The sequence below is a fragment of the Stenotrophomonas sp. GD03777 genome (assembly GCF_029842485.1).
In the GTDB taxonomy this organism is placed as follows: domain Bacteria; phylum Pseudomonadota; class Gammaproteobacteria; order Xanthomonadales; family Xanthomonadaceae; genus Stenotrophomonas; species Stenotrophomonas sepilia.
In genome coordinates this window covers 123,727-149,326 of record NZ_JAOCGL010000001.1, presented here as the reverse complement: position 1 = coordinate 149,326, position 25,600 = coordinate 123,727, and the positions used below count along the sequence as shown (strand labels likewise).

Below are 25,600 nucleotides of genomic sequence, written 5' to 3'. Positions count from 1 at the left end.
AAAATGACAACCATGATCGACCTCTCTGCCGGTGAAGACGGCCAGGCCAGCGAAGCCCGTCTTGCGCAGCTCAGCGCACACGCCATTTCGCAACCGCTGGTGACCCACATCTACACGGCCGACCCTTCGGCGCACGTGTTCGAGGGACGCCTGTACATCTATCCGTCGCACGACATCGACGGTGGCCAGCCCTTCGACGATGAAGGCGGCCATTTCGGCATGCAGGATTACCATGTGCTGAAGATGGATACGCCCAACGGCACTGCCGTCGATTGCGGCATGGCGTTGCACGTGCGCGACGTGCCCTGGGCGCGGAAACAGATGTGGGCCCCCGACGCTGCCTGCCGCGATGGCCGCTACTACCTCTACTTCCCGGCCAAGGACGCCGAGGGCCGGTTCCGCATCGGCGTGGCAATCGGTGCGCGACCGGAGGGCCCGTTCGTGCCCCAGCCGGAGCCGATCAAGGGCGCGTACTCGATCGACCCGGCCGTGTTCGAGGACGACGATGGCAGCCACTACCTGTACTTCGGCGGCATCTGGGGCGGGCAGCTGCAGAAGTATCGTGACAACCAGTACAGCGAAGCGCACGAGGAACCCGAGGGCAGCGCGCCGGCCCTGGGGCCGCGCGTGGGCCGCCTGGATGCCGGCATGACCGAGCTGGCCGAGCCTACCCGCGAAGTGCAGATCCTGGATGAGCATGGCCAGCCGCTGCGTGCGGACGACCACGCGCGCCGCTTCTTCGAAGGCCCGTGGCTGCACAGGTACCAGGGTCGCTACTACCTGTCGTACTCCACTGGCAACACCCACCAGCTGTGCTACGCCGTGGGAGACAGCCCGTACGGGCCGTTCACCTATGCTGGCGTGATCCTCACCCCCGTGGTCGGTTGGACCACCCACCACTCCATCTGCCAGTTCCAGGGACAGTGGTACCTGTTCTATCACGATGCGCTGATGTCCGGCGGCATTACCCACCTGCGCTCGGCCAAGTGCACGCCGCTGCACATGGAGCCGGACGGAAGCATCCGCACGATCAATCCCTATGGGGCCTGAGCGCATGTTGCCGAGGGATGATGCGCTGGCCCCGCTGCCGGCCGGTCAGCTGCACTGGCTGAGATGCGGCGAACTGGAGGTTGCGCTCGCCGCATCGGCGGGCGGGCGCATCGCGCACCTGCGTTACCGGGGCGTGGAATGGCTGGTGGACGCGCAGGAGACCGGGGCGGCGGCGATCGCCTGGGGCTGCTACCCGATGGTGCCGTGGGCCGGGCGCATCCGCCGTGGACAGTTCCGTTTTGACGGCAGGCCGCATCGGCTGCCGCTCAACTTCGACGGGCATGCCATCCATGGGGTGGGCTTCTCGCGACCCTGGCAGATCGACCGGCTCGATGCGGCCGCAGCCGAGGTGTCGCTGCAGCTGCCGCGCGACAGCTACTGGCCCTTCGGTGGCATTGCCATGCTGGAACTGCGGTTGCAGGGGCACACCCTGCAGCTGCGCCTTTCGGTCCAGGCCGGCGAGCAAGCGATGCCGGCGGTGCTGGGCTGGCACCCCTGGTTCAGGAAGCCGGACCGGTTGCTGTTCAATCCTCGCGCGATGTATCCGCGGGACAGGGAAGGTATTGCCACGCTGCCCCACGTGGAGCCCACCACCGGCCCCTGGGATGACTGCTTCGTTGCCGACGGTGACATCACGCTGGTACGCGAAGGCCAACGCCTGCGGCTGAGGTCGGACCACGACCACTGGGTGGTCTACGACGCTGCGCCGCACGCCACCTGTGTCGAACCGCAGAGTGGCCCGCCGGACGGCTTCACGCTGGCGCCGCACCGGCTGGAGCCTGGCCAGCGCCTCGCGTTGACGTTCGAACTGGCGTGGGTGGCGGACAGCAGCTGAAGCCCGGCCGGAGTGTCGGTACGCCGCCCGGAGCGGGTGTGGACCCTGGTGCCTGGCACGGGCTGCGCCTCACCACCACGTGCGATCTGCTACAGGTTCCAGTCAACCCGCATGCCCGCGATCAGTGCATTCGGCAGGTCCCGCTGCCGCGCAGGTTCGTTGAACGGGTCCGGATGCACGATGTAGTGCAGGTTCGGTGCAATCCTGAGCTGCGGGGTGAGCTGGATGCCATAGCTCAGCTCCATCATCACCTGGCTTCCGTGCGGGGTGCCGCTGCCGCCGGCGGCAGCGCGGGCCAGGCGGAGGTTCTCCAGCGCGATGCCGCTGTACTTCTGCCGGGTGACGACGAAGCCGATGCTGTCCTGCGGCCGGCGGGCGAACGTGCCTTTCTGCACAAGCCCGGCCTGCAGGAAGTGATCCTCGATCAGCTGCCCGGAGGTACCCTTGAGCGCGGCGCCGAAAAGGGTCAGGCCGCGACCATTGCCATCGCCGGTAAGCTGCTGCTCGAAGCGCGCGAACGCACCGGAGCGACCGTGGCGTGCCGCGTACTCCTGGCCACTGAGCAGCGCGGGAATGCCGTTGGCATCGCGCAGCGGATCGCGATAGGTCGAGTTGTCCTGCCAGCCACCGAGTTCGTAGCGGGCATTCAGTCGTGCCGAAGCCGGGCTGCGCCAGCCGATCGTGTAGGGCACGATCCACCCGGTGGCCTGGTTCGTATTCCACTTCAGGCCATGCTGGCCATCCTCGGCCTGGCTGGGATCGACCTGGTAGGCACCGATGCGGACATAGACATCGGGCGTCACCCAGGCCGTGGCGTCGGCCATCCAGCTCGACCCCGGCCACCAGGTGAAGTTGCTGGTGCGGAAAACGTAGGTCGGGTTGCCGCACGCCGAGTTGCCCTGGAAGTACTGGCACAGCTCCGACCCGAGGTGGTGGATGTTGGCGACGCTGCGACCGGCCTCCAGCACCAGCCGGTCGTTGAACAGCTTCTGTTCCAGGGTCAGGTTGGCCAGGCGGGTCCCCTGGCCGCCGTAGATTTCCTGCACCGAGGTGCTGTTGCCGGTGCTGCTGTTGGCGAGGTTGGTGCCGTGGCGATTGATGCCATAGGCCTTGATCGTGGCCCCCCGCCAGCCGAACGCAGCGTCGAGGTCAACATCGGCGCCGAACATCAGCTGGCCGGCGTAAGCGGTGCCGCTGTGCTTGCCGCCATCGAGCGTGGCGGCCGCCTCGCCGGTGTAAGCCAGCTTGGGAGTGAGGACATCACTCGCGTTGGCAGCTACGGTCAGTGAGGGCAGGGTCAGCAGGATCGCTACCGGCACCAGGCGGCAGGAAGGGCAGGTCATGGGCGGGGTTCCTTTTACAGGGTGGGGGCCGTGACCGGCTTCTTGAGGATGCGCAGTGCAATCGCGGTGACCGCCACGCCGGCCAACAGCGCCAGCAGGTAGACACCAAGATGGGTGACCGCGTTCGGGATCGGCAGCACGAACACACCGCCGTGCGGCACCTTCAACTCGACGCCTGCGGCCATCGAGATCGCACCGGCCACGGCCGAGCCGAGGATCAGCGCAGGAATGGTGCGCAGCGGATCGCGTGCCGCGTAGGGAATAGCCCCCTCGGTCACGAAGCTCAGGCCGAGCACGCCGGCGGCACCGGCAGTGCCGCGCTCCTCGGCAGTGAAGCGGTTGCTGAACAACCACGTCGCCAGCGCGATGCCCAGCGGTGGCGTCATGCCGCCGATCATGGTCGCCGCCATCGGCGTGTAGACCTGGCTGGAAATCAGGGCGGTGGAGAAGGCGTAGGACGCCTTGTTGACCGGTCCACCCATGTCAACGGCCATCATGCCGCCCAGCAGCAAACCGAGCAGGATCGCGCTGCTGCCCTCCATGCCGCGCAGCCAGTCGGTCAGCCAGGCCAGCAGTGCGGCCACCGGCGTGCCGATCACGTACATCATCAGCAGGCCGACCAGCAGCGTGCCCAGCACCGGCAGGATCAGCACCGGCTTGAGGCCTTCCAGGCTGCGCGGCAGGCGCAGCGCACGGTTGATCCAGTGCACGCCATAGCCGGCGATGAAGCCCGCCAGGATGCCGCCGATGAAACCTGCGTCCATGTTGACCGCAACCAGCCCGCCGATCATGCCGGGCGCGATGCCGGGGCGGTCGGCGATGGAGTAGGCGATGTAGCCGGCAAGCGCCGGCACCATCAGCATGAAACCGGACTTGGCGCCGATCTGGAACAGCGACCAGGCCAGCGTTCCCTTGTGGGCATCGTCGAAGGCATAGATGCCGCCGAGCGCGAACGCCAGGGCGATCAACAGGCCGCCGGCTGTCACGAAAGGCAGCATGAACGACACCCCGGTCATCAGGTGCTTGTAAGGGCCGGCGCTCTTGTTCTTTTCTGCGGTACGGCCCGAAGCCGCTGTCCCCGCGTGCACGCCGGCCTCGGCCAGCGCCTTGCGGATCAGGTTCTGGCCGTCATTGATCGCCGGCTTGGTACCACTCTTGAACAGGCGCTTGCCAGCGAAACGCGCCAGATCGACTTCGCGGTCGGCGGCGATCAGCACCACATCGGCAGCGGCGATTTCCGCATCGCTCAACGCATCCTGCGCGCCGACCGAGCCCTGTGTTTCCACCCGGATCGCATGGCCCAGCGCTTTGGCAGCCTGTTGCAGGCCTTCTGCCGCCATGAAGGTGTGAGCGATGCCGGTGGGGCAGGAGGTGACGGCAACGATGCGCTTGCCAGCCCCGGTGGCGGGGACACTGGCCGGCGCGGCTGCGAGCGGTGCAAGCGCGGCGACCGGATCGCCCAATACCTCGCCCAGGCTGGCATGCACGATCCGGGCATTGCCGAAGCGTGCGATGTCTGCCTCGCCATCGCCCACCAGCAGCAGTTGGGTCGCGGTGGCGGCGTCCGAGGCGGGCAGCGCGCCGGTCACGCCCTGGTCGCTGCGGATTTCGATCATCAGCTCAAGCCCGCGCTGGCGGGCCGCGCGACGCAGGGCCTCGGCGGCAAGTACCGCCTCGATGCTGCGTTCGCCAGCGGCGATGACTACGGTGGAAGCGTGCATGGGAACTCCTGGAATGCTTCGGGTTCGTCCTTGCCGGAGGCATCGCGGGTGGCCCGAAGCCAACCGCTGCTCCTCCGGAAGGTGTTTCAATCCAACCGCTCGATCAGTACATCGCCGGCCCCGGCGCGCACCTGCGCCGGATCGAGCCGCCGCGCGTCTCCGCTGTCCAGCCGGCTCATCGAGAACGCCGTGGCCAGTCGTGCACAGGCGGCCAGGTCGAGGGAGCGCTCCAACAGCGCGGCGGCGATGCCGGCGACCATGGCATCACCGGCGCCCACCGTGCTGCCCTGGGCCAGACGCGGCGGTCGCGCGACCAGGGCGCCGGCGCGATCAATGAACAGCGCGCCGTCGGTCCCCATGGAGATGGCGACGAGTGCGACACCGCGTTCGACCAAGGCCTGGCCTGCAGCGCGCAGTGCGCTGCGATCCGGCAGCGACGTGCCGGTCCAGGCCTCCAGTTCGTGGCGGTTGGGCTTGATGGCGTAGGGCAGCGCGCCCCGCGCGCCGTCCAGCGCAGCTGCAAGCGCATCGCCGCTGGTGTCCAGCAGCACGCGCGCACCGGCCGTTCCGGCCTGCGCCTGCAACCGCGCCCATGCATCGGCCGGTAGTCCGTGCGGCAGGCTGCCGGACAGCACGACCGGCAGGCCGGGCGCGAGCAGGGCGCCGAGCTGGCGCGACACCGCGTCCAGATCGGCAGCGTCCACGGCCAGGCCTGGCAGGTTGATGTCCGTCGTTTCGCCGTTGGCCTCTTCGACCAGCTTGATGTTGGTGCGGGTATGGCCCGGAACGCGCAGGCAGCCGTCAATGATGCCCCGCTCACGGAACAGCGTGCGGAACACGCCGTCGTTGCCGTCGCCCAGCACGCCCAGCGCGGTGATCGGCACGCCCCAGTCGGCCAGGCAGGCCGCCACGTTGATGCCCTTGCCGCCTGCGTCGTCGCGGGAGCTGCCGGCGCGATGCACGCGGCCTGGCTGCAGGCGGGCCAGGCGCACGGTCTGGTCGATGGCCGGGTTCAGGGTCACGGTGACGGCGCGGGCAGTCATGCGCGCGCTCCATCGAGGCCGCGCACCTGCTCGGCGGTTTCGCACCCCAGTGCGGTGCTGGCCAGCGCTTGCAGTTCGGTCATCGCGGTGCCACGCAGGCGCGCCTTCACCGCCGGGATGTCGTTCGGGGTCATCGACAGTTCGTCCACGCCCAGGCCAGCCAGCAACATGGCGCCGAAGGGATCGCCGGCCAGGCCGCCACAGACGCCGACCCAGCGCCCATGCAGCCGTGCGCCTTCAACCGTGGCGCGGACCGCGCGCAGCACCGCCGGATGCAGGCTGTCGGCCTCGGCGGCGAGTTCCGGGTTCTGGCGGTCGATCGCCAGCACGTACTGGGTCAGATCATTGGTGCCGATCGAGAAGAAGTCGGCATGGCGCGCCAGTACGTCGCTCTGAGCGGCGGCAGCCGGCACTTCGATCATAATGCCGATCGGCACCACCGGCGCCTCCAGCTCGGCACGCAGGCGCTCACAGATGGCGCGCAGTGCGACCAGCTCGGTCACCGACGTGATCATCGGGAACATGATGGACAGGCGTGCACCGTCCTTGGCGGCGCGATACAGCGCACGCAGTTGCGGCTCCAGCAGGTCAGGGCGGCGCAGCAGCAGGCGCGCGCCGCGCACGCCGAGGAACGGGTTCTCCTCGCGTGGCAGTTCCAGGTGCGCCACCTGCTTGTCGCCGCCGATGTCGAGCGCGCGCACGATCAGCGGGCGGCCGTTGAGTGCCTTGGCCATCGCCAGATAGGTGGTGTACTGCTCCTCCTCGCTGGGCGTACTGCCACGTTCGAGGAACAGGAACTCGGTGCGCATCAGGCCGACGCCTTCCGCACCCTGTTCCAGTGCCAGTGGCACCTGGTCGGGCAGGTTGACGTTGGCGCCGATGTCGATGCGGTGGCCGTCGAGGGTCTGGGCGGGTTGCGCGCGTTGCGCGGCTTCGCGCTCGCGGATCTGCTGCTGTTCGGCGATCCATTCGCGTGCCGAGGCGAGATCGGCTTCGGAGGGGGACAGGTAGAGCCGTCCGCTGCTGCCGTCCAGGATCGCTTCGAGGCCTGGCTGGATCGCCAACAGCCCGGCGCCGCCGGCCACCAGCGCTGGCAGGCCCAGCGTGCGCGAGAGGATGGCGGTGTGCGAGGTCGGCCCGCCCTGCGCGGTGGCCAGGCCGAGCACGCGACCGGTGTCGAGATTGGCGGTATCCGAAGGCGACAGATCTGTGGCGATCAGGATGCACGGTTGCGACGGCAGATCCGCCAGGCCACCACCTTCAGCAGAAGGGTCAAGCTGCGCCAGCACGCGTCGGCCGACATCACGCAGGTCCGCCGCGCGCCCGGCCAGCACCGGATTGCCCAGCGCCGCCAGCCCGGAGGCGATCTGCTCGATGGCCTGGTGCCATGACCACGCCACACCATGGCCTTCGACCATCAGTTGGCAGGTGCGGGTGATCAGGTCGGTGTCGTCGAGCAGCGCGGCCTGCGCCTTGAAGATCGCCGCATCCGAAGCGCCAAGGCGGCGCTGGGTGTCGTCCTGCAGGGCGGCCAGCTGCTGGCGGGTGCGGCCGAGTGCATCCTGCAGGCGTGCGCCGCCCTCGCCAAGCGGGGCAGGACGGTCGGTGACTTCCGCCTGCGTGCTGGCCAGCACATGCACCGGGCCGATCGCCAATCCGGGGCTGGCGCCGATGCCAATGATCGTCGCCTGCGCTTCGGGCGGTTTCCACCCGGCGACAGGGGCTGCTGCCTTGCGCTGGGCTGCACGCTCGGCATCAGCCCTTTCCTGTGCGACCAATCCATCCATGACCTTGCGCAGCGCAGCCAGCAGCGCGGGGGCATCGGCGCCCTCGGCAGAAACACGCACGGCATCGCCCTCACGCAGCCCGAGCTGAAGCAGCGCTACCAGACTCTTGGCATCGGCCGCCTGATCGCCTGCGCGGACCTGCGCGCGGGCTGCGAAGCCGCGCGCCGTCTCGGCCCAGCGCGTGGCAGGACGGGCGTGCAGTCCGTTGGGGTAGGCGATGGTCCATTCGAAGCGCTCGGCCAGATCCACCGCTGGCGCGTGGGTGGCAGCAATCGCAACATCGCCGGCCAGCGCGTTCACGATCTCGCCCGCCTCGGTGGTGGTGAACAGCCGCTGCAGCGTGGACTCGTCCTGGATCAGCCGGGTCAAGCGGCGCAGCACCGTGATGTGGGTATCCGACTGGGCAGCGATGCCGACCACCAGACGGGTGATCTGTCCCGGGTTCCATTCCACGCCTTGCGGCAACTGCAGCACGGCGATGCCATCGCGGTGCACCAGATGGCGGTCCTCGCCAAGCCCGTGCGGGATTGCTACGCCGTGTCCAAGGAAGGTGTTCGCCAGCGTTTCGCGCCGCCCCATGCTGGCTTCGTAACCCGGCGCCACGCAGCCGGACGCGACCAGCCTCTGGGCGACCTGCGCAATGGCATCGGTCTTGTCCTGCGCCCGCGCGTCCAGGCGGATCAGTTCCCGGGTGGCCGGGGAAGGGGAGGTCTGGGGCGACAAAGGGGGCTCCGCGGAGGGGGTGGCTGGGACGTATTGGGAACGTTCCCACTCGCCATTTCAATGTGCAGTGCACAAAAATCCAATAGTCCTTTGGCGTTAACATGGTGCTGGAGGGCCGTCCGGCCCAGAAAAGCGCTCGATTCCGGGAACGTTACCAGTGAGCATCAGCATCAATGACGTCGCACGCGTGGCGGGGGTATCCAAGTCCACGGTGTCGCGGGTGCTCGGCGGCGGCCCGGTCAGCGAGGCCGTGCGCGGCCGGGTGGAGGCGGCGATCCGCCAGACCGGATATCACCCCAACCTGCAGGCAAGACGCCTGCGCGCCCGGCATACCGGCATCATCGGCCTGATCGTGGCCGATATCCGCAACCCGTTCTTTACCGCGCTGATCCGCGCCGTGGAGGAAGTCGCGTACCGGGAAGGCCTTCGAGTCACCCTCTGCAACACCGATGAGGACCCCGAGCGCGAGGCGCTGTATCTGCAGTTGATGCATGAGGAACGCATCAGTGGGCTGATTTTCGCGCCCACCCGGACCACGGTGGGGCGGCTGGACCGGCTCACGCTGGATTACCCGACGGTACTGGTCGATCGTGCCGCACCCGGTGGCTCGATCGACAGCGTGGTCCTCGACAACGCAGCGGCGATGGCGGGCCTGGTCGAACACCTGGCCGAGCGCGGCTATTGCCGCATCGGTGGCCTGTTCGGCAGCACCAGTACCACGGCGGCCGAACGCCGCGACGGCTATATCGCTGCAATGCGCAGGCACGGGCTGGAACCGGACTACCGCGAGGTAGAGCCCACGGCCGAGGCCGCCATCGCAACGGTCGAGCAGTGGTTGACCAGTCCTTCGCGTCCCGATGCGCTGGTCGCCAGCAACAGCCTGCTGCTCATGGGCGCATTGAAAGCGGCCCGCAGCGCTGGGCTTGCGATTCCAGGAGAGCTGGCGCTGGCAGGGTTCGACAATGAGCGATGGACCGAACTGGTCGAACCCGGGGTTACCGTGGTCGAGCAGCCGGTTGAAGAGATGGGGCGAGCCGCGATGTCGCTGTTGCTGGAGCGCCTACGCATGCCGCAGCTGCCGGTACGCAGACTGGTGATGACGGGAAGGTGCGTGGTGAGAGGGTCAACGGCTGCGCGATAGTCCGGCGCCGCGCCTGCGGCAGTCGCAGTCGCAGTCGCAGTCCATGAGGCTGGCACTGGGGTGTTGGCGGGTCGCGCGTTGTCTGCTAAAAGCCATCTGGACACGCGGACCGGATGGATCATCGCCTTGTCAGAGCCTTATTCAGCGCTGTTGCGCCTGCAGTTGCGCCACGAAGATCTCTCCAGATGGCTGGCGGCGCCCCTGCCTTCGCCATCCCGATGGTCCGACTGGCGATGCATCGCTGGGCCGTGGCGCTTGGGCAACGGTGAATGCCTGGCGTCTTCAAGCGACGAGGCGTTGGATGAACTGCTCATAGACTGCCAGGCCCTGCTGGCCCGCTACCCCGACAATCGCGCCGCATTGAAGGCCTTCCTTGCATCCGCGCAGGCCGAGAATATCCAGGTTGCCGCCTATGACCGCACTGGTACGCACTTTGTTGCGGGATCGCTGACGTATTCGGAAAGCCTCTACGATCTCATCGCGTTTCTGGCTGTGGCACGGGGCGCGGCCGATTTCCTGAAGGCGGGCGACCATGGGGTGGCACTGGTCCACGACTATCTCTGGGCAGAGGAAGGTGAGCGCGAGACCGTTGCCGCGATTGCCCTGGCCGGCCAGGGGGAATCCGGATTCCTTACTTCCACGGACCTGGATACCGCTGCCGCGCCCTTCGACGCCTTGGTGGATGCCATGCTGGAAGCTGAGGACGACCCGGCGTTTCAACCACGCAACCAGCTTGATCAACTCTGACCGGCGCCGCGTGGAATCCAGAAAAACGACAGCCAGGACCCCGATATGAAAGGACATCAAGCCCGCCGCGCGCACCGCCGCATGCGTTGGCTCCTGACACTGTGCCTAGGCGCCCTGGTGGGACCCGCCGTGGCAGGCACAACGCAACCGGAACGCACCTGGTTTGTCAGTGGTGCGGAGCTCATCACGCTGCTGCAGGGCAAAGGCGCTGACGGGTTCTGCGATGGCGAACACTGCCGGGGGCTGTCCAGCGCCCGGGCCAGCAGCTATATCCTGGGTGTCGCCGATGCCAGCCGCGGTCAGTGGTGTGGGCAGGGCCGGATCCTTCCGCATGAACTGGTCGATCAGGTGTCTTCCCATCTCCGGCAGCTGCCCCGCGTGCGATTGCAACAGGATGCGTCTCCCCTGGTTGTCGAAGGGCTGCGCGCGGCGTTTCCCTGTGGTCGCGGCACATCGCCTGGTGGCAGTGCCGAGCCCGGCAAGGCACGCTGAGACGCGTGGGCTGGGCGTTGGCAACGCGGGCTGCAGCCTGCGTAATGAACACATCGGTGTTCTGCACGCTGGCGACACGATGCATTCACGACCGCCGACCCCCGCGCCCGCGACACTGCATGCTCCTTTCTCCGCATGAGGTGCCCCATGGCTACCTGTGATGTCTGCGGCAATGACTACGACAAGAGCTTCACCCTCCAGCAGGGTGGACGCAGCGGCACCTTCGATTCGTTCGAGTGCGCCATCCATGCGTTCGCACCGCGCTGCGCACATTGCGACTGCGCGATCATCGGGCATGGCGTTGAAGGAAACGGTCAGATCTTCTGCTGCGCACATTGCGCCGGTCACGCCGGTGTAAAGGGAATCGCAGACCGGGCCTGAGCCCGCTCCGGCCGGTCATGCCGGGACCAGCGAGGCGAGCCGCGCGACCCGGGCCGCGCCCGAATCGGCGAGCAGCGCCATCGCACGCTGTTTCCGGGCCGGCGTCCCCGCCACAGCCTCCCGTGCCACCACTACGTCGAATTCCCTGGCGTTGGCGTCCAGCGCGGTAGCCAGGACACATGAATCGGCCGTCATCCCACCGAGCCAAAGGCTGCGCACGCCAAGCTTCGCCAGCAGAATCGGCAACGGGCTGGCCAGGAACGCCGAATGCTTGGGCTTGAGCACGAAGTAGTGGCCGGGCAGGGGAGAGAGGAGGTCGGCAATCCGCCCGGCCGGTCCTCCATCCCGCTGGCACTGTGCTACCTGCTGGCGGAAGTCACGCTTCCAGTCGGAGAAGTTGTCATTGGCGTAGATGACCGGCCATCCGTGGCCATCAAAGTGGTCTCTCAAGCGTCGGATCTGTGCGGCCGCCCGCTCCGCTGCTGGTGCCAGCGCCTGCGCGCCCGGGAAGTCGAAGCGACTGAACATGTCGATGATCAGCAAGGCGGTTGACGGAGCATTTCCCATGGTTCAATCCCCTGTCTGCGCGTGCGGAGCTTCGACCGGCTTGGATTGCGGTGAGTCCTTCTGCCGCAGGAAGATCGTAAGTACAACCAGGGACAGCACCGCAAGAAACTCACTCTGCCAGTTCTGCATCGACTCGAACCAGAACGTGCTGCTGCCCAGATGCTCCAGGAAACCCGGCACCGGCAACCCTTGCAACTGCTGCTCGACCTGATCGGCGCGCCAGCTACCCAAGGCGTGCAATGTAAAACTGAGCAGGAACAACAGCCCGAAGGCGATCGCAAGCGAGTGAGCGTAGAGCACCTTCCATGCGCCGCCGCGACGAACCGGCCACGGCGCAGGTCCCGGCTCCACGCGGTTCTGCTCCTGCGCGGGGTCCAGCGGCCGGGATTCGGCTGATCCACGCTGGCGCAGGGTGACGGTCAGAAGAACGTACATCCCCATCTGCAGGAACTCGCTCTCCCAGTTTTCGAATGTAGCGCTGACAAAATGCCCGGTCGCCAGGTAGTGCCACAGGTCGACCGGCGCGCGTCCGTGCTGGGTCAACTCCTGATTGTGCACGTGATGTCCCGCAACTGCCTGCCCGGCAATGAAGACGACAGTGAGTGCAAGCAGTACCAGCGAGAGACCGTTGCGTTTCCACATGCAACACCTCGTTCAGGCCGACCAGAAATCGTGCATGCAGCTTGCGCCGGCAGCGCACCATGACGCGTGAATCCGGCGCATCCAGGATGTGAGGCGGCCTCAACGCTTGCCCGTCGGATCGGGGTCGGGACGTTCGTAGTCCTCGGGTACGGCCTTGGGGCCATCGCCGTCGTCCGGCATGTCGTGCGCCTTCCACTTCGCTCGATCATTGCGCCGCTCGTCCGGGGTGTGCGCCTTCGATTGATCGTCCACGTCTGTTGTTGGATTGAAAGGCAGCTCGTCGTTCATGCTGGGCTCCTGTGGCGGGTGTTCGCAGCGTGACCCGGTCGGGGTTAACGCTACGACGCCGCGGAATGAACGCTGTGCACACCTGGATGTCACCGGGGCGGGAGGACGTCCCTGCGATGCTGTCGTTCCGATCTTCTGGAGAAGCACGATGCAGGCATTGACCTATCACGGCCGCAAGGATGTGCGCGTCGAGACCGTGCCGGACCCGGTGCTGGCGGCTGAGGACGATCTGATCCTGAGGGTTACCGCCACCGCCATCTGTGGTTCGGACCTGCACCTGTATCGGGGCAAGATTCCCGATCTGCACGACGGCGATGTGCTGGGCCACGAATTCATGGGCGTGGTGGAAGAGGTCGGCAGCGGCGTAACGCAGGTGAGGCCGGGTGATCGCGTGGTGATCCCCTTCGTGATCGCCTGTGGCGAGTGCTTTCACTGCCGGCTGGCCGAGTATGCCGCCTGCGAGACCACCAACCCGGGCAAGGGCGCTGCGCTGAACCAGAAGGGCCTCCTGCCTCCGGCGGCGTTGTTCGGGTACAGCCATCTGTATGGCGGCGTGGCAGGCGGACAGGCCGAATTCGTGCGCGTGCCCAAGGCGAATGTGGGCCCACTGCGCATTCCGGAAGGCGTGGCCGACGAACAGGTTCTGTTCCTGTCGGACATTCTGCCCACCGGCTATCAGGCCGCGCTGAACGCTGGGGTCAAGCCGGGCTCGACAGTAGCCATCTTCGGTGCCGGTCCGGTGGGACTGATGAGCGCGGCCTGCTGCCGGCTGCTGGGTGCGGAGACCATCTTCATGGTCGACCATCTTCGCTACCGCCTGGACTACGCGCGCCGTGCCTATGGTGTGACGCCGATCGACTTCAAGGAGATCGAGGACCCAGCCGACTACATCCTGACCCAGACCAGTGGGCGCGGCGTGGATGCCTGCATCGAGGCCGTCGGTTTCGAGGCCGAGGGCAGTGCCCTGGAGTCAGCGCTGACCGCCGTGAAACTGGAAGGCAGCAGCGGCGTGGCCATCCGTCAGTGCATCGCAGCCGCCCGCCGCGGCGGCGTGGTCAGCATTCCCGGTGTCTATGCCGGTTTCATCCACGGGTTCCTGCTGGGCGATGCGTTCGACAAGGGGCTGACATTCAAGATGGGACAGACCCACGTGCAGGGACTGATGCCGGAACTGCTGGACGCAATCATCGAAGGAAAGCTGGATCCGGGGGACATCATCTCGCACCGGATGCGCCTGGCCGATGCAGCGCAAGGCTATGCGATGTTCGATGCCAAGGACGACGACTGCCGCAAGATCGTATTGACACCCTGAGCGAGCCGTCATGAGCGGGATTGTCATGGCCTGTGTCTACGCAGTCTGGTTGACCGCCGGTGCGCTGGACTTCCACTTTCACCGGCGTACCGATCTGCCGCACACGTCCGCGATGCGCGAGAGCCTGCTGCATGGGCTGCAGCTGCTGCTCATCGGCAGCGGCGTGCTGGCGTGGCTCGTGCTGGAAAGCACGTGGTTGCTCGTCACGCTGCTGGCAGTCCTGGTCATCGCGCATGCAATCGCCGGCTACCTCGACACCGTCAGCGCGGACGGGCGGCGACGCATCAGCCCGGCCGAGCAGCACGTGCACAGTGTGCTCGACGCCGCTCCCTGGGTGCTGCTGGGCGGAGTGGCGTGGCAGGCCGAGCCTCGTTGGGCAGTCAATGTGGCACCGGCAGCACCGGCGCTGTGGGGGTTTGTATTGCTGCCGGCGCTTGGCCTGGTGGTGTTGCCGTGGCTATGGGAACTGCGCCAGTGCGTGCGTGCAAGCGAACAGCGCCAGCGGTGACCGCGTGAGGAACACTGCGCCAGGTATTCATGTGGCCGCCACATCGCCAAGACAGTGATGTGACCGCAGGGCGCCTACGTTCATGACCTATCTTCATTGCAGACCGGCCATGCAGGATGTGACGTCGCCTTCTTCGCTGTTCAACCGCGCGCGCCAGGTTCTCGCCCAGCAGCCCGCGCTGCCTTTGCCCGGAAGTGGCCACACGCTGCAGCGTTGGCGGGCGCTGGCGGCGTGGGGGGCAGAGGACCTCTGCTTGGCCAAGGTACTGGAAGCGCATTACGACGCCCAGGCGATCATTGCCGAGCTGAACGCGCCTAGGGTTGCTGAAGGGCAGCTGCTGGCGGTGTGGGCCGCAGAAGGCCCAGCCAACACCCTGCGCATCGACGCCGGCGGTGGACTGTATGGTGACAAGCCCTGGTGTTCAGGCAGCGCGTGGGTGGATGCGGCACTGGTAACCGTGCGGAACACACACGGCGTGTGGCTGTGCCATGTGCCGGCGGAGCATTGGTGCACGCTTTCGGGTGAGCCCTGGCCGGCGGCTGGCATGGCCGGCATTCCGTCCACGACGGTGCGCTTCGACGGCGCACCGATGACGATTCTGGGACCGCGCGACGCCTACCTGCAACGGCCGGGCTTCTGGCATGGCGGAGCCGGTATCGCGGCGGTCTGGTTTGGCGCAGCGGTGGCACTGGCTGAACGCATGCGGCCGGCCTGCAGCGACGGCAACCGCGCACGGCTGCTGGGTGCAGCGGACCTTGTGCTGGGGCCGGCTGCGGCGCTGCTTCGCGAAGTGGCCGCACGCATCGACGACGCGCCTCAATCGGCGCATCGGGAAGACGTAGTGCGGCTGCGCTGCGTGGTCGAACGGGCGGCGACGCGCGTCCTGGACCTTGCAGGCCGGGCGCTCGGTCCGGCGCCGATGTGCCTGGAAGACGGTCACGCCCGCCGCTGGGCGGACCTGACGGTGTTCCTCAGGCAGTGCCATGCCGATCGCGATTGGCAGTGGCTGGGTGAGCAGCGGGCAGCCGAGGAGACCGCATGGGCGCTGTAGCCAGCACACCCCTGCAAGGACAGGGAACTCAGGAACAGGCCTGGCTGCGCTGCGATTGGCTCTGGCAGCAACCGTCCACGCCCGCCCGTTCACTGTGCGCCGGCCACGACCGCCTTGTGGTCGTTGCGCCGCATCCCGACGACGAGATTCTTGGCTGTGGTGGGCTGCTCCATCATGCCGCGGCACAGGGCATGGAGGTTGGCGTCATTGCCGTGACCGATGGTGAAGCGTGTTATCCGGGTGAACCGTGGTGGACACCGGAGCGCCTGCGGTCGGCGCGTCGGGCAGAGCTTGCTGCGGCATTGGCGGAACTTGGGATTGCGGCCGACGCGACGTTTCATCTCGGCATCGGCGATGGCGCGGTCAGCAAGCACGAACAGGGCCTGCAGGACTGGCTGCAGCAGCACCTGCAGCCGGGCGATCTGGTACTGGCGCCCTGGCGCTTCGATGGGCACCCCGATCACGAAGCGGCAGGGCGTGCAGCCTGCCGCGCCGCGCGCGCAGTGGGTTGCCGTCGCCTGGAGTACCCGGTATGGGGCTGGCACTGGCTGGATCCGGCCTGCGCGCACATGGCGTGGGAGCTGCCGCGACTTGTCGACATTTCCGCAGCAGCGTCGGTAAAACGGAGTGCGATCGCCCGGTTCCGGACGCAGACGGGCAACGTGCCGGGCCTGAACAGCCCGCCGGTGCTGCCTTCCCATGTACTGGCCCGATTTTTCCGCGATTACGAGGTATTTCTGGCATGAGCGCGCAACCGTACTTCGATGAACTGCATGAGCAGGAAGACCCTTTTGGCTACCGCAGTCGGTGGTATGAAGAACGCAAGCGTGCGTTGCTGCTGGCCAGCCTGAGCCAGCGCCAGTTCAATCGTGGCTGGGAGCTGGGATGCTCCAACGGCGTGCTGACCGAGGCCCTGGCGGCCCGCTGTGAGCGCCTGCTGGCCACCGATATCAGCCCGCGCGCAGCGTTCCGGGCCCGCCGCAACCTGGCCCACCTGCCGCACGTGCAGGTCCACTGCGCCAGCCACCCCGAGCAATGGCCGCCGGGGCGCTTCGACCTGATCGTCTGCGGTGAGATGGGCTACTACCTGGGGACGAGCGCCCTTCGCGAGCTGCGGGCCGGAATCGATCAAGCACTTCGTGACGACGGATTGCTGGTCGCCTGCCATTGGTTGCCCTCGTTCCCCGGGCGGGTGAGCCGGACCGAAGTCGTGCATCGCTGCCTTGCCGACGGCCTGCACGAAGCCTTCCACTATCGCGATGCGGACTTCGTGCTGCAGGGCTGGACGCGCGGCACGCTGTCACTGGCCCGCAACGAGGGCCTGCGGTGATAGGCGTTCTGGTCCCCGCGCACAACGAGGCAGCCAGCATGGCGCGCTGCCTGCAATCGATCCGAAGGGCGGCCCTGCACCCGGGCCTGGGCGGCGAAGCGGTCGAAGTGGTGGTTGCACTGGACGCTTGCTCGGATGCGACGGCGTCCATCTGCCACCAACAGCGCGTCGGCATTGTGCGGCTGGATGCACGCTGCGTGGGGATTGCCCGCGCAGCGGCCGCCGTCGAGCTGCTGGGTCGCGGCGCCAGGTGGTTGGCCAGCACCGACGCTGATAGCGAGGTCCCTGGCGACTGGTTGGTTGGACAACTGGAGCAGCCGTGTGACGCCTTCTGCGGACTGGTGGACATTGCGGCGCGCTGCCCGTCCGAACATCGCCTGCGCAGAGTATTCCAGGGGCGGCAGCAGTGGGGGGAAGGTCACGGGCGCATCCATGGTGCCAACCTGGGTGTCTCTGCCCATTTCTATCGTGCGGTCGGCGGTTTTCCTGCCTTGCGCTGCGGGGAAGACGTCCAGATGGTGAGGGCGCTGCAGGCCTGCGGCGCGGATGTACGCTGGGCCGGTGCTCCCGTCGTCTTCACCAGTGCGCGTCTGGAAGGGCGCGCCGCAGGGGGATTTTCAGCCTATCTGGCGGAAATGGGGGCGGCGGGTGCCCCTGCCGTGCTGACCGGGCCGGCCATTGCGTAAACACCGGCCATTTCGCCGCACCGCAGCAGACGGTCGCGCCGTCAGGCGCCTCCGATTCAGGCCGAATCCCATGAAACCCGAGCACATCGGCCGATATGTGACGCGCTCCCTGTACGCGTTTACGGCGCGTGAACGCTGCCGACCTTAGATTGATCGGCTCGGAGAGCAGGAGCGGCCGATGCCGAACAGCGCGATTGTCTACGCCAGCCGGGCTGCCCCCGGGTTCACGCCGGAACGCCTGGCGGCACTGATGGAAGATGCGGCCCGCTTCAATCGATCAGCGGGCGTGACCGGGGTCCTGTTGTTCGACGGGCAGCGCTTCCTGCAATACATGGAAGGCCCCGCGGACGGGCTGGATGTTGCCTTCTCCCGCGTAAGCGGCGCCCGCAGCCACACCGAACTGACCGAACTCGGGCGTGGCCGTGTCGGGCAGCGGCGGTTGCCGTTCTGGCCGATGCGCTGCCTGTCGGTCAGCGCGGGCGAGCTGCAGAGGATCGCCCTTGCTGACTGGAGCCGTTTCATCCAGCGGGCGGTAACGAGCCAGGACGAAGCCGAAGCGATGGAGAAGCTGCTTGCAGTCGTTGAGCCCTACGCGAACGCCGCCTGAAGTGCGGGACGGGTGCTAGCATGTTGTGCAGCTGATCACACGCCGCACAGTGTCCTGCAACTGATCGATGTGGAATGGCTTGGTCACGAAGGCGGCGCGGCGGTGGCGCTGTGGCACCAGCTGGTCATAGACCGCAGAGACGAACAGAAAGGGGATGCCAAGTTCCGCCAGGCGATCAGCGACTGGAAATACCACGCCGTCTCGAAGCTCGACGTCCAGCACGGCGCCGTCGAACCGCTGGGTATCCAGCAGTCCCAGCGCGTCGAACACGCTGTAGGCGTGTGTCACCTGGTCGCCAGCGTCCTCAAGTGCATGTTCCATCAGTGCTGCCAGGTCGAGCTGGTCTTCCACCAGCAGCAGGTTGCATCTGCGCTGGCTCAATCCGGATTGCATGTGTGCAGCCTGTGTTGCTTCGGGAACGCCAGTCTGTGCTGTGAAGCATCAATACGGTGCGTGCGGCTTGTCAGCCCGGCGCGAAGCCCGTGAAGCGCGCTTCCAGCACCGTATAGGCAGCGTGCAGGGCCGGATGGAGTTTGTTGACGGCGCCTTGGCACGTGCCATGGATACTGCCGCCGTCCCCCGCATCGGAGCTTTTCTCATGCCGCTATCCGGAACCGATTCTGCTTCCCCCCGCGTGCTGCGTGTCGAGTGCATGCCGCTGGACTGCGGTGGCACGGCCGTCGTAGTGGAACTGGACCGCATGCCTGAACGGACGTGGATGAAGTCGCTCAAGCGGGCGCTGCAGGCCGACGATGTCCTGGAGGACGCGCACGCCAAGTTCGATGGGCGCTTCGTGTATGTCGTGGGCGTGGAAGGCGGCGCTCACCGTATGCAACATCGTGTGGTACAGGCGCTGGTGGCAGCGGACGCTCCGCGCGCTCCGGCTGGCAGCCTGCGAAGTCGAGCCGGCGGCACGGCACTGTCCAGCCCGATGCCCTGAGCGCAGACCAGGGCCATCCCGAAGTCCGTAGATGCTATCGCTGCATCAGGGCTGCGTGCAGCGCACACCTTGGGCGGTTCACACCTCCCGACGAGGCGGTCCCCTGCTGAGGTGGCTGCGTACCGGGCGCGCCGGACATTGCGGTGGTCTGCGGCTTGTGCCCGATCAGCGCGTCATGCCCAAGCGGCGTGGACGCGCCGCAACTCGACGCAGCCTCCACACCGGACTCACCGCGCGTACGACCGGCATCGCTAAGGTAAAGCGGTCCGCAACCATCGGTGGTGCCATGCCTCTTCGTGCGATTGCCTACGTGAGTGAAGCCTCCCGCAACCTGACCGCAGCGCGGCTGCAGCAGCTTGTGGCCGAAGCGGTGCAGTTCAACGAATCCGTCGATGTCACCGGCACGCTGCTGTTCGATGGCTCGCGCTTCCTGCAGTATCTGGAGGGCCCGGAGGCCGGGATCAATGCGGCGTACACGCGCATTCTCGCGGCCTGCAGCCACAGTGGGATCGTCGAGCTGAACCGGGGCAGGGTGGGGCGCCGACAGTTTCCGCACTGGCGGATGCGTAGCGTGCGGGTGGACGAGCTGGCGCTGGGAAAGATCGCCATCTCCGACTGGACCGGCTTCGTGCGCAGCGCGTCGGCGCTCGACTCGGGCAAGAGTGCACTGGATCGTCTGCTGTCGATTTCGCAGTCGCACACGGAGGCAGGTGCGGGCGGCATCACCGAACCGGACGGGCAGCTGGCACGATGAAGGCCACAGCCGCCCCGGTTGCGCCCGCCCCACCACGCGTCGGTTGTGCGGGCTGGTCGCTGCCGCGGGCGGTTCACGAAGCGTTCGGCGCGGGCGACAGCGCACTGCAGCGCTATGCCACACGCCTGCCGATGGTGGAGATCAACTCGTCCTTCTATCGACCGCACCAGCCCAGCACCTACGCGCGATGGGCGGTGAGCGTTCCGGAGGGCTTCCGGTTCGCGGTGAAACTGCCGCGGGAGATCAGCCATGAGCGCCGGCTGCGCGATGCGATGCAGCCGTTCGAACAGTTCCTGGATGGCGTGCTGGAGCTGGGTGGAAAGCTGGGGCCGCTACTGCTGCAGTTGCCGCCAAGCCTGGTGTACGACGCGGCCACGACCAGGGAATTCCTGCGGGGCCTGCGTTCACGCACCCAGGCCGATGTGGCGTGCGAGCCGCGCCACCCGAGCTGGTTCACGCCGGAAGTGGATGCACTTCTGAGTGCGCATGGCGTGGCACGGGTCGCTGCGGATCCGGCACGTGTGCCGGTTGCAGCGATTCCCGGCGGTGACCGCACGTGGAGCTACTGGCGCTGGCACGGCCAGCCGCAGATGTATCGCAGTGCGTACAGCGAGCAGAGCCTGGCGGAGCTGGTGCAGCCGCTGCGGCGCGAAGCCGATGCGCAATGGCCGGCCTGGTGCGTACTGGACAATACCGCACTGGGCCATGCCACCGGCAACGCGCTGCGCCTGCAGGCGCTGCTGCAGGAGAACGCACATGCCTGAAGGCCCTTCCATCGTGCTGTTGCGCGAAGCCGCAAGCCATTTCAAGGGGCACGTGGTCCGCACCGTGTCCGGTAACAGCCGCATCGACCTGTCACCGCTGCAGGGCCGCAGGGTCAAGGCGGTCCGCAGTTGGGGCAAGCACTTCCTGCTGGAGTTCAGCCGCCACACGCTGCGCATCCACCTGATGATGTTCGGCAGCTGGCGCATCGACGGACGGAAGCCAGGCCCGGCACGGGTATCGCTGGTGTTCGACAACGGTGAGCTGAACTTCTACGCGTGTCCGTGCGCCTGATCGACCAGCCGCTGGACGACATCTACGATTGGCGTGCGGACGTGATGAACGAGGCCTGGGATCCAAAGCTGGCCCGGCGCAAGCTGAAGGCCATGCCGGATGTCATGGTCTGTGATGCGCTTCTGGACCAGACCGTCTTCGCCGGCGTGGGCAACATCATCAAGAACGAGGTGCTGTTCCGGATAGGCGTGCATCCGGCCACCCGGCTGGGCGACCTGCCACCACGCAGGCTTACCGCCATAATCGAGCAGGCCCCCGCCTACAGCTTTGATTTCCTGGAGTGGAAGCGCCGTTTCGAGCTGAAGAAGCATTGGCAGGTGCACACGAAAAAGGTCTGTCCCCTGTGTGGTGGCCCGATCAGCAAGCTCTATCTGGGGACCACGCGGCGACGCACGTTCTTCTGTCCCAATGATCAGGTACTGTACGGGACCTGAGGCTGCCGTCCGTGGCAGCCGGGTTCCGCGGCGCGCCGATCAGGCGGCCTGTGCAGCCTTGGCATTGCCGCCGCCCTTGGCCAGCAGGGTCAGCTTCTCGTCGGTGGCCTTCTCTTCCTCCAGCGTCTCCAGCAGCAGCGGAAGGGCATCCTTGTAGCCCAGTTGCTTGGCCAGCGCGGCGATGGTGCCGTAGGACGCAATCTCGTAATGCTCGACCTTCTGCGCGCCGCCGATCAGGGCCGCATCCCGCACCGGCCCCTTGTCGATGCTGTCGATCACTTCCTTGCCTTCCTCCACCAGGCCCTCCATCGCCGCACACTTGATGCGCTTCAGGCGAATGCCAAGCACCTCCACCACCTGATCGATGCGTTCGATCTGGCCCTGCGTTTCTTCCAGGTGCGTTTCGAACGCTGCCGCCAGGTCCGGGTTCTCGGCCGCACGGGCCAGGCGCGGGAGGGCCTTGGTCAGCTGCTTCTCGGCACTGTAGATATCCGAGAGTTCGTGGATGAACAGGTCTTCCGCCGTCTTGATAGCCATACTGGGCTCCGCAGTGAGTGGAGTGCTCAGCGTAGGTCCTGCCCGGTTGCGATCGGGCAGGGGCTAGGTGAAGGCGGCATGTGAGCGCCCGCAGGATTACTGCGCACGGTCTTTACGAGAGTGCGCCAGAACCGTACGGCATGCAGCGGCCTCCTCATCCGTGTGACGGTCCGGCCCCATCAACGGTGGGGGAAAGTAATGTCAAACCTTCAGGCAACGCGCATTAACAATCAGCAGGGCGGGGGAGCCCGACGTCGGCCGCGGCGGCGCCACGCCATCACCTGGCCCATCACCCCGTCAACAGCAGCATCGCATTGGTCACCACGAAGACCACGCTGCCCAGCATCGCGCTGTACACCGTGAACAGCGCAGATGCGGTCATCTGGCCTGCGAACAGCCACCTGGATACGGCTTCCGGGTTGGACGACTGCCACTGCTTCACCATCTGCCGGATCAAGGTTGCCATCAGTACCGCCGTGGCGGCCCAGCCAAGTACGTCGGGGTGCATGAGGGCCTCCGGTGTGTGGGCAGCCCCACGCTAGCCCTTGGCTGGGCAACGCCGTACGAACGAGAGGTGAAGACAGCATCCCGCCTCCGGCGCCCTCGCGCCATTCACTCCGGACCGGTGACAATGGCCGCTCGGGCGCACCATGCGCGATCCGCCCACCGAATGCAGGAATGCTGAGATGTCCAACACCCCCTTTGGCGAATCGTCATGTGCTGCCGCAGCCAGCGGCTGCATCGAGGTCCGCGGTGCGCGCGAGCACAACCTGAAGAATGTCGATGTCTCCATTCCACGCAATGCACTGGTGGTGTTCTCCGGCGTGTCGGGGTCCGGCAAGTCCTCGCTGGCCTTCGGCACGGTCTTCGCCGAGGCGCAGCGGCGCCACTTCGAATCCGTCGCACCCTACGCGCGTCGCCTGATCGATCAGGCCGGCGTGCCCGACGTGGATGCCATCGACGGCCTGCCACCGGCGGTCGCCCTGCAGCAGCAACGCGGTGCCAGCAATGCGCGCTCATCGGTGGGCAGCGTGACGACGTTGTCCAGCCTGGTGCGCATGATGTACTCGCGGGCAGGGGCCTACCCGGCCCACCAGCCCATGCTGTACGCCGAAGACTTCTCGCCCAACACCCCACAGGGTGCCTGCAGCACCTGCCACGGCCTGGGGCACGTCTACGAGGTGACCGAAGCGCTGATGGTGCCGGACCCGTCGTTGAGCATCCGCGAGCGCGCCATCGCCTCCTGGCCACCGGCATGGCATGGCCAGAACCTGCGCGACATCCTGGTCACGCTGGGCTATGACGTCGATGTGCCGTGGAAGAAGCTGCCGAAGAAGGACCGGCACTGGATCCTGTTCACCGAGGAAACGCCCACGGTGCCGGTCTATGCCGGCTTCACGCCGGCCGAGACCCGCGCCGCGCTCAAGCGCAAGCTGGAGCCCAGCTACATGGGCACGTACACCGGCGCACGCCGCTACGTGCTGCACACCTTTGCCAACACCCAGAGCGCCCTGATGCGCAAGCGTGTTTCCCGCTACATGGAAGGCCGGCTGTGCCCCGCTTGCCAGGGAAAGCGCCTGAAGCCGGAAGCGCTTTCGGTCACCTTCGCCGGCGTGGACATCGGCGAGTTCATGCGGCTGCCGCTGGACCAGCTGGCGGCCTTGCTCGAGCCCATCGCGCAGGGCGATTTCAGTGCACACAGCCACGGCGCGCGTACCAGCAGGCGTGCAACGCCCAGCGATCGCGCCAAGCGGGCAGCAAGTGGCCGCGCGACCCACGAAGGCGCACCCGACGTGCGTCTGACCTCAGCCTTGTCTGAGGAAAAGCGCCTGGCGGCACAACGGCTGGCGGGTGGGGTCATGGCGCGGGTACGACAACTTCGCGAGCTCGGCCTGGGCTATCTCTCACTGGACCGCGCCACACCCACACTGTCGGCCGGCGAACTGCAGCGCCTGCGCCTGGCCACGCAGCTCAGCTCGTTGCTGTTCGGCGTGCTGTACGTGCTCGACGAACCCTCGGCCGGCCTGCATCCGGCCGACAGCCAGGCGCTGTACGACGCACTGGAACGGCTGCGCGACGGCGGTAACTCGGTGTTCGTTGTTGAACATGATCTGGAGCTGATGCGCCGCGCGCAGTGGCTGGTGGATGTGGGCCCGCAGGCAGGAGAGCATGGCGGACGCGTCCTCTACAGTGGCGAGCCCGACGGCCTGCGCAACGTTCAGGATTCGCGCACGGCGCAGTACCTGTTCGACCGGGTGCCCGCACCGGCCAGCCGGCAGCGCAGTGCCAACAGCTGGCTGGCGCTGAAAGGCATCCACCGCCACAACCTGCACGGCGTGGATGCGCAGGTGCCGTTGGGGTTGCTGACTGCAGTGACCGGCATTTCCGGATCGGGCAAATCCAGCCTGATGGCGCAGGCGCTGCCCGAGCTGATGCTGCTGCACCTCGGGCATGAGACGGCAGACGACGGCGCCGACAGCGCACCTGCCGAAGGACCCACCGTAATCGAAGCAACGCGGGGCCAGCTGGCCGGCGACGTGGACGCCATCCAGCGCGTGGTGCAGGTGGACCAGAAGCCCATCGGCCGCACGCCACGCTCCAACCTGGCTACCTACACGGGCCTGTTCGACCACGTGCGCATGCTGTTCGCCGCGACACCCGACGCGCGCCGTCGCCGATTCGATGCGGGCCGCTTTTCGTTCAACGTAGCCAAGGGGCGATGCGAGACCTGCGAAGGCGAGGGTTTCGTCAGCGTCGAACTGCTGTTCATGCCCAGCGTCTATGCGCCGTGCCCCACCTGTCACGGCGCCCGCTACAACGAGGCCACGCTGAAGGTGCAGTGGAACGGCCGCAACATTGCCGAGGTCCTGCAGATGACGGTGGACCAGGCCCATGCGTTCTTCGCCGAAGAAGAGGCCATCGCCCGCCCGCTGCAGTTGCTGCAGGAGATCGGCCTGGGCTACCTGCGGCTGGGCCAGCCGGCAACGGAGCTTTCAGGGGGTGAGGCGCAACGCATCAAGCTGGCCACAGAGCTGCAGCGCAGCCAGCGCGGGCGCACGCTGTACGTGCTGGACGAACCCACCACCGGCCTGCATGCATCAGACGCGGACAGGCTGCTGGTGCAGCTTCAGCGGCTGGTGGACGCAGGCAACACGGTGGTGATGATCGAGCACGACATGCGTTCTGTCGCACAGGCCGACTGGGTGATCGACGTCGGTCCGGGCGCTGGCAGCGCGGGCGGCACCATCGTGGCGAAGGGCACGCCGCAGCAGGTGGCCCGCGCCAAGGGCAGCAGGACGGCGCCGTTCCTGGCATCCGAGCTGGGGCAGGGTGTGCGCGAGCGGAATCGTCCGGCAGGAGGCGCCTAGCCGCAGGACAGCAGCTTCCAGCAACGATCGGCAATCTCTGCCGCGCCAGGGTGGCCGCGCAGGCTTGATCGTTTCGCAAGGCGGCACTGCAGGTCGTCCATCCAGGCTGACCGGGAACCGTGCGGATCTCTCACATAGATATCGCAGGCAAGCCGGATGACCGGCGCCACTTCGTGCCGGAAACTCATCGCGGGCAGCGCACCCAGATTGAACGCGGTTTCCCAGTGGGCCAGCTCGCGCTCCACATCGACAACGTG

28 protein-coding genes and 1 pseudogene are annotated in these 25,600 nt (G+C 66.9%); 18 read left to right on the top strand and 11 right to left on the bottom strand.

The window, feature by feature from the left end; translation table 11 throughout:
* Positions 1-12 precede the first annotated feature (12 nt).
* Positions 13-1,050, top strand: a complete 1,038-nt coding sequence (locus tag N5E02_RS00730) for a glycoside hydrolase family 43 protein (protein ID WP_262090641.1) — start codon at positions 13-15, stop codon at positions 1,048-1,050.
* Positions 1,040-1,885 carry an aldose epimerase gene (locus tag N5E02_RS00725; protein WP_329953185.1) on the top strand — a complete coding sequence of 282 codons (846 nt, stop codon included), beginning with the start codon at positions 1,040-1,042 and terminating at the stop codon, positions 1,883-1,885. The genes N5E02_RS00730 and N5E02_RS00725 overlap by 11 nt, the downstream gene beginning before the upstream one ends.
* A gap of 89 nt (positions 1,886-1,974) precedes the next feature.
* Here the strand turns inward: N5E02_RS00725 and N5E02_RS00720 are convergent, their stop codons facing one another.
* From N5E02_RS00720 to ptsP, 4 genes are all read right to left on the bottom strand, one after another.
* A complete protein-coding gene (locus tag N5E02_RS00720) occupies positions 1,975-3,228 on the bottom strand; it encodes a carbohydrate porin (RefSeq protein ID WP_279945700.1) in 1,254 nt (417 codons plus the stop codon).
* Positions 3,229-3,242: 14 nt separating this feature from the next.
* Positions 3,243-4,949, bottom strand: coding sequence for a fructose-specific PTS transporter subunit EIIC (locus tag N5E02_RS00715; RefSeq protein ID WP_279945699.1), 1,707 nt, complete (start codon positions 4,947-4,949; stop codon positions 3,243-3,245).
* 86 nt (positions 4,950-5,035) lie between these two features.
* Positions 5,036-5,992 (bottom strand): 1-phosphofructokinase family hexose kinase, encoded by a 957-nt coding sequence (locus tag N5E02_RS00710; RefSeq protein ID WP_065186396.1) that lies wholly within the window; start codon positions 5,990-5,992, stop codon positions 5,036-5,038.
* Positions 5,989-8,502, bottom strand: coding sequence for a phosphoenolpyruvate--protein phosphotransferase (gene ptsP / locus N5E02_RS00705; RefSeq protein ID WP_279945698.1), 2,514 nt, complete (start codon positions 8,500-8,502; stop codon positions 5,989-5,991). Before ptsP ends, N5E02_RS00710 begins: the two co-directional genes overlap by 4 nt.
* A gap of 157 nt (positions 8,503-8,659) precedes the next feature.
* On the opposite strand from ptsP, the gene N5E02_RS00700 reads away from it, so the two are divergent.
* The 4 genes from N5E02_RS00700 to N5E02_RS00685 all read left to right on the top strand — a co-directional run bounded on the left by N5E02_RS00700 (position 8,660) and on the right by N5E02_RS00685 (position 11,263).
* On the top strand, positions 8,660-9,643 hold the full coding sequence (locus tag N5E02_RS00700; RefSeq protein WP_065186758.1) for a LacI family DNA-binding transcriptional regulator: 984 nt from the start codon (positions 8,660-8,662) through the stop codon (positions 9,641-9,643).
* A gap of 126 nt (positions 9,644-9,769) precedes the next feature.
* A complete protein-coding gene (locus N5E02_RS00695; protein WP_242014722.1) occupies positions 9,770-10,390 on the top strand; it encodes a hypothetical protein in 621 nt (206 codons plus the stop codon).
* A gap of 45 nt (positions 10,391-10,435) precedes the next feature.
* Positions 10,436-10,882: a Rap1a/Tai family immunity protein gene (locus N5E02_RS00690; RefSeq protein ID WP_235646763.1), complete on the top strand. Its 447-nt coding sequence runs from the start codon at positions 10,436-10,438 to the stop codon at positions 10,880-10,882.
* Positions 10,883-11,029: 147 nt separating this feature from the next.
* Complete coding sequence (locus tag N5E02_RS00685; RefSeq protein ID WP_111007731.1) at positions 11,030-11,263, top strand: hypothetical protein; 234 nt, start codon at positions 11,030-11,032, stop codon at positions 11,261-11,263.
* A 15-nt stretch (positions 11,264-11,278) separates the two neighbouring features.
* On the opposite strand, the gene N5E02_RS00680 is transcribed toward N5E02_RS00685, so the two are convergent.
* The 3 genes from N5E02_RS00680 to N5E02_RS00670 form a co-directional block, all read right to left on the bottom strand.
* Positions 11,279-11,830 (bottom strand): cysteine hydrolase, encoded by a 552-nt coding sequence (locus N5E02_RS00680; RefSeq protein ID WP_164093098.1) that lies wholly within the window; start codon positions 11,828-11,830, stop codon positions 11,279-11,281.
* 3 nt (positions 11,831-11,833) lie between these two features.
* Positions 11,834-12,472, bottom strand: coding sequence for a DUF6766 family protein (locus N5E02_RS00675; RefSeq protein ID WP_065196298.1), 639 nt, complete (start codon positions 12,470-12,472; stop codon positions 11,834-11,836).
* A gap of 99 nt (positions 12,473-12,571) precedes the next feature.
* On the bottom strand, positions 12,572-12,760 hold the full coding sequence (locus N5E02_RS00670; RefSeq protein WP_065196297.1) for a hypothetical protein: 189 nt from the start codon (positions 12,758-12,760) through the stop codon (positions 12,572-12,574).
* 148 nt (positions 12,761-12,908) lie between these two features.
* Between N5E02_RS00670 and N5E02_RS00665 the strand changes: the two genes are divergently transcribed.
* The 7 genes from N5E02_RS00665 (at position 12,909) to N5E02_RS00635 (ending at position 18,254) form a co-directional block, all read left to right on the top strand.
* Positions 12,909-14,072, top strand: coding sequence for a zinc-dependent alcohol dehydrogenase (locus tag N5E02_RS00665; protein ID WP_065186753.1), 1,164 nt, complete (start codon positions 12,909-12,911; stop codon positions 14,070-14,072).
* A 10-nt stretch (positions 14,073-14,082) separates the two neighbouring features.
* Positions 14,083-14,580 (top strand): hypothetical protein, encoded by a 498-nt coding sequence (locus N5E02_RS00660; protein ID WP_065186752.1) that lies wholly within the window; start codon positions 14,083-14,085, stop codon positions 14,578-14,580.
* A 109-nt stretch (positions 14,581-14,689) separates the two neighbouring features.
* Positions 14,690-15,631: an acyl-CoA dehydrogenase gene (locus N5E02_RS00655; RefSeq protein ID WP_065186751.1), complete on the top strand. Its 942-nt coding sequence runs from the start codon at positions 14,690-14,692 to the stop codon at positions 15,629-15,631.
* The gene (locus N5E02_RS00650; RefSeq protein WP_032954171.1) at positions 15,619-16,377 is read left to right on the top strand and encodes a PIG-L family deacetylase; all 759 of its coding nucleotides are present in this window, start codon (positions 15,619-15,621) and stop codon (positions 16,375-16,377) included. Before N5E02_RS00655 ends, N5E02_RS00650 begins: the two co-directional genes overlap by 13 nt.
* Entirely contained in the window at positions 16,374-16,961 is a 588-nt protein-coding gene (locus N5E02_RS00645) for an SAM-dependent methyltransferase (protein WP_111128460.1), read from the top strand. The genes N5E02_RS00650 and N5E02_RS00645 overlap by 4 nt, the downstream gene beginning before the upstream one ends.
* Complete coding sequence (locus N5E02_RS00640) at positions 16,958-17,647, top strand: glycosyltransferase family 2 protein (protein WP_005416574.1); 690 nt, start codon at positions 16,958-16,960, stop codon at positions 17,645-17,647. The genes N5E02_RS00645 and N5E02_RS00640 overlap by 4 nt, the downstream gene beginning before the upstream one ends.
* Before the next feature lie 178 nt (positions 17,648-17,825).
* A complete protein-coding gene (locus N5E02_RS00635) occupies positions 17,826-18,254 on the top strand; it encodes a BLUF domain-containing protein (RefSeq protein ID WP_005416573.1) in 429 nt (142 codons plus the stop codon).
* A 15-nt stretch (positions 18,255-18,269) separates the two neighbouring features.
* On the opposite strand, the gene N5E02_RS00630 is transcribed toward N5E02_RS00635, so the two are convergent.
* The gene (locus tag N5E02_RS00630; RefSeq protein WP_032954170.1) at positions 18,270-18,647 is read right to left on the bottom strand and encodes a response regulator; all 378 of its coding nucleotides are present in this window, start codon (positions 18,645-18,647) and stop codon (positions 18,270-18,272) included.
* Positions 18,648-18,852: 205 nt separating this feature from the next.
* On the opposite strand from N5E02_RS00630, the gene N5E02_RS00625 reads away from it, so the two are divergent.
* The 4 genes and pseudogenes from N5E02_RS00625 (at position 18,853) to N5E02_RS00610 (ending at position 21,438) form a co-directional block, all read left to right on the top strand.
* Positions 18,853-19,194: a hypothetical protein gene (locus tag N5E02_RS00625; RefSeq protein WP_080104320.1), complete on the top strand. Its 342-nt coding sequence runs from the start codon at positions 18,853-18,855 to the stop codon at positions 19,192-19,194.
* 286 nt (positions 19,195-19,480) lie between these two features.
* Entirely contained in the window at positions 19,481-19,948 is a 468-nt protein-coding gene (locus N5E02_RS00620; protein WP_005416570.1) for a BLUF domain-containing protein, read from the top strand.
* Positions 19,945-20,712: a DUF72 domain-containing protein gene (locus N5E02_RS00615; protein WP_279945697.1), complete on the top strand. Its 768-nt coding sequence runs from the start codon at positions 19,945-19,947 to the stop codon at positions 20,710-20,712. The genes N5E02_RS00620 and N5E02_RS00615 overlap by 4 nt, the downstream gene beginning before the upstream one ends.
* Positions 20,705-21,438: pseudogene (locus tag N5E02_RS00610) on the top strand (DNA-formamidopyrimidine glycosylase family protein). Before N5E02_RS00615 ends, N5E02_RS00610 begins: the two are co-directional and overlap by 8 nt.
* 39 nt (positions 21,439-21,477) lie before the next feature.
* Here N5E02_RS00610 and N5E02_RS00605 read toward each other — a convergent pair.
* Together N5E02_RS00605 and N5E02_RS00600 are read right to left on the bottom strand one after the other, a co-directional pair.
* A complete protein-coding gene (locus tag N5E02_RS00605; protein ID WP_005416567.1) occupies positions 21,478-21,975 on the bottom strand; it encodes a DUF892 family protein in 498 nt (165 codons plus the stop codon).
* A 289-nt stretch (positions 21,976-22,264) separates the two neighbouring features.
* Positions 22,265-22,483, bottom strand: coding sequence for a hypothetical protein (locus N5E02_RS00600; protein WP_188238591.1), 219 nt, complete (start codon positions 22,481-22,483; stop codon positions 22,265-22,267).
* 178 nt (positions 22,484-22,661) lie between these two features.
* Here N5E02_RS00600 and N5E02_RS00595 point away from each other — a divergent pair, with 178 nt between their 5' ends.
* On the top strand, positions 22,662-25,343 hold the full coding sequence (locus N5E02_RS00595) for an excinuclease ABC subunit UvrA (protein ID WP_279945695.1): 2,682 nt from the start codon (positions 22,662-22,664) through the stop codon (positions 25,341-25,343).
* On the opposite strand, the gene N5E02_RS00590 is transcribed toward N5E02_RS00595, so the two are convergent.
* On the bottom strand, positions 25,340-25,588 hold the full coding sequence (locus tag N5E02_RS00590; RefSeq protein ID WP_231114027.1) for a hypothetical protein: 249 nt from the start codon (positions 25,586-25,588) through the stop codon (positions 25,340-25,342). The two genes, N5E02_RS00595 and N5E02_RS00590, sit on opposite strands and share 4 nt — an antisense overlap.
* Between the last annotated feature and the right edge of the window lie 12 nt (positions 25,589-25,600).

What these genes read in the sequence shown, in the direction of transcription:
- N5E02_RS00635 (WP_005416573.1), top strand. Translation starts at nt 17,826, where the DNA reads ATGCCGAACAGCGCGATTGTCTACGCCAGCCGGGCTGCCCCCGGGTTC.
- N5E02_RS00650 (WP_032954171.1), top strand. Translation starts at nt 15,619, where the DNA reads ATGGGCGCTGTAGCCAGCACACCCCTGCAAGGACAGGGAACTCAGGAA.
- N5E02_RS00685 (WP_111007731.1), top strand. Translation starts at nt 11,030, where the DNA reads ATGGCTACCTGTGATGTCTGCGGCAATGACTACGACAAGAGCTTCACC.
- N5E02_RS00690 (WP_235646763.1), top strand. Translation starts at nt 10,436, where the DNA reads ATGAAAGGACATCAAGCCCGCCGCGCGCACCGCCGCATGCGTTGGCTC.
- N5E02_RS00625 (WP_080104320.1), top strand. Translation starts at nt 18,853, where the DNA reads ATGCCGCTATCCGGAACCGATTCTGCTTCCCCCCGCGTGCTGCGTGTC.
- N5E02_RS00630 (WP_032954170.1), bottom strand. Translation starts at nt 18,647, where the DNA reads ATGCAATCCGGATTGAGCCAGCGCAGATGCAACCTGCTGCTGGTGGAA.
- N5E02_RS00615 (WP_279945697.1), top strand. Translation starts at nt 19,945, where the DNA reads ATGAAGGCCACAGCCGCCCCGGTTGCGCCCGCCCCACCACGCGTCGGT.
- N5E02_RS00725 (WP_329953185.1), top strand. Translation starts at nt 1,040, where the DNA reads ATGGGGCCTGAGCGCATGTTGCCGAGGGATGATGCGCTGGCCCCGCTG.
- N5E02_RS00600 (WP_188238591.1), bottom strand. Translation starts at nt 22,483, where the DNA reads ATGCACCCCGACGTACTTGGCTGGGCCGCCACGGCGGTACTGATGGCA.
- N5E02_RS00665 (WP_065186753.1), top strand. Translation starts at nt 12,909, where the DNA reads ATGCAGGCATTGACCTATCACGGCCGCAAGGATGTGCGCGTCGAGACC.
- N5E02_RS00660 (WP_065186752.1), top strand. Translation starts at nt 14,083, where the DNA reads ATGAGCGGGATTGTCATGGCCTGTGTCTACGCAGTCTGGTTGACCGCC.
- N5E02_RS00720 (WP_279945700.1), bottom strand. Translation starts at nt 3,228, where the DNA reads ATGACCTGCCCTTCCTGCCGCCTGGTGCCGGTAGCGATCCTGCTGACC.
- N5E02_RS00595 (WP_279945695.1), top strand. Translation starts at nt 22,662, where the DNA reads ATGTCCAACACCCCCTTTGGCGAATCGTCATGTGCTGCCGCAGCCAGC.
- N5E02_RS00670 (WP_065196297.1), bottom strand. Translation starts at nt 12,760, where the DNA reads ATGAACGACGAGCTGCCTTTCAATCCAACAACAGACGTGGACGATCAA.
- N5E02_RS00605 (WP_005416567.1), bottom strand. Translation starts at nt 21,975, where the DNA reads ATGGCTATCAAGACGGCGGAAGACCTGTTCATCCACGAACTCTCGGAT.
- N5E02_RS00710 (WP_065186396.1), bottom strand. Translation starts at nt 5,992, where the DNA reads ATGACTGCCCGCGCCGTCACCGTGACCCTGAACCCGGCCATCGACCAG.
- N5E02_RS00620 (WP_005416570.1), top strand. Translation starts at nt 19,481, where the DNA reads ATGCCTCTTCGTGCGATTGCCTACGTGAGTGAAGCCTCCCGCAACCTG.
- N5E02_RS00715 (WP_279945699.1), bottom strand. Translation starts at nt 4,949, where the DNA reads ATGCACGCTTCCACCGTAGTCATCGCCGCTGGCGAACGCAGCATCGAG.
- N5E02_RS00730 (WP_262090641.1), top strand. Translation starts at nt 13, where the DNA reads ATGATCGACCTCTCTGCCGGTGAAGACGGCCAGGCCAGCGAAGCCCGT.
- N5E02_RS00655 (WP_065186751.1), top strand. Translation starts at nt 14,690, where the DNA reads ATGCAGGATGTGACGTCGCCTTCTTCGCTGTTCAACCGCGCGCGCCAG.
- N5E02_RS00645 (WP_111128460.1), top strand. Translation starts at nt 16,374, where the DNA reads ATGAGCGCGCAACCGTACTTCGATGAACTGCATGAGCAGGAAGACCCT.
- N5E02_RS00675 (WP_065196298.1), bottom strand. Translation starts at nt 12,472, where the DNA reads ATGTGGAAACGCAACGGTCTCTCGCTGGTACTGCTTGCACTCACTGTC.
- N5E02_RS00680 (WP_164093098.1), bottom strand. Translation starts at nt 11,830, where the DNA reads ATGGGAAATGCTCCGTCAACCGCCTTGCTGATCATCGACATGTTCAGT.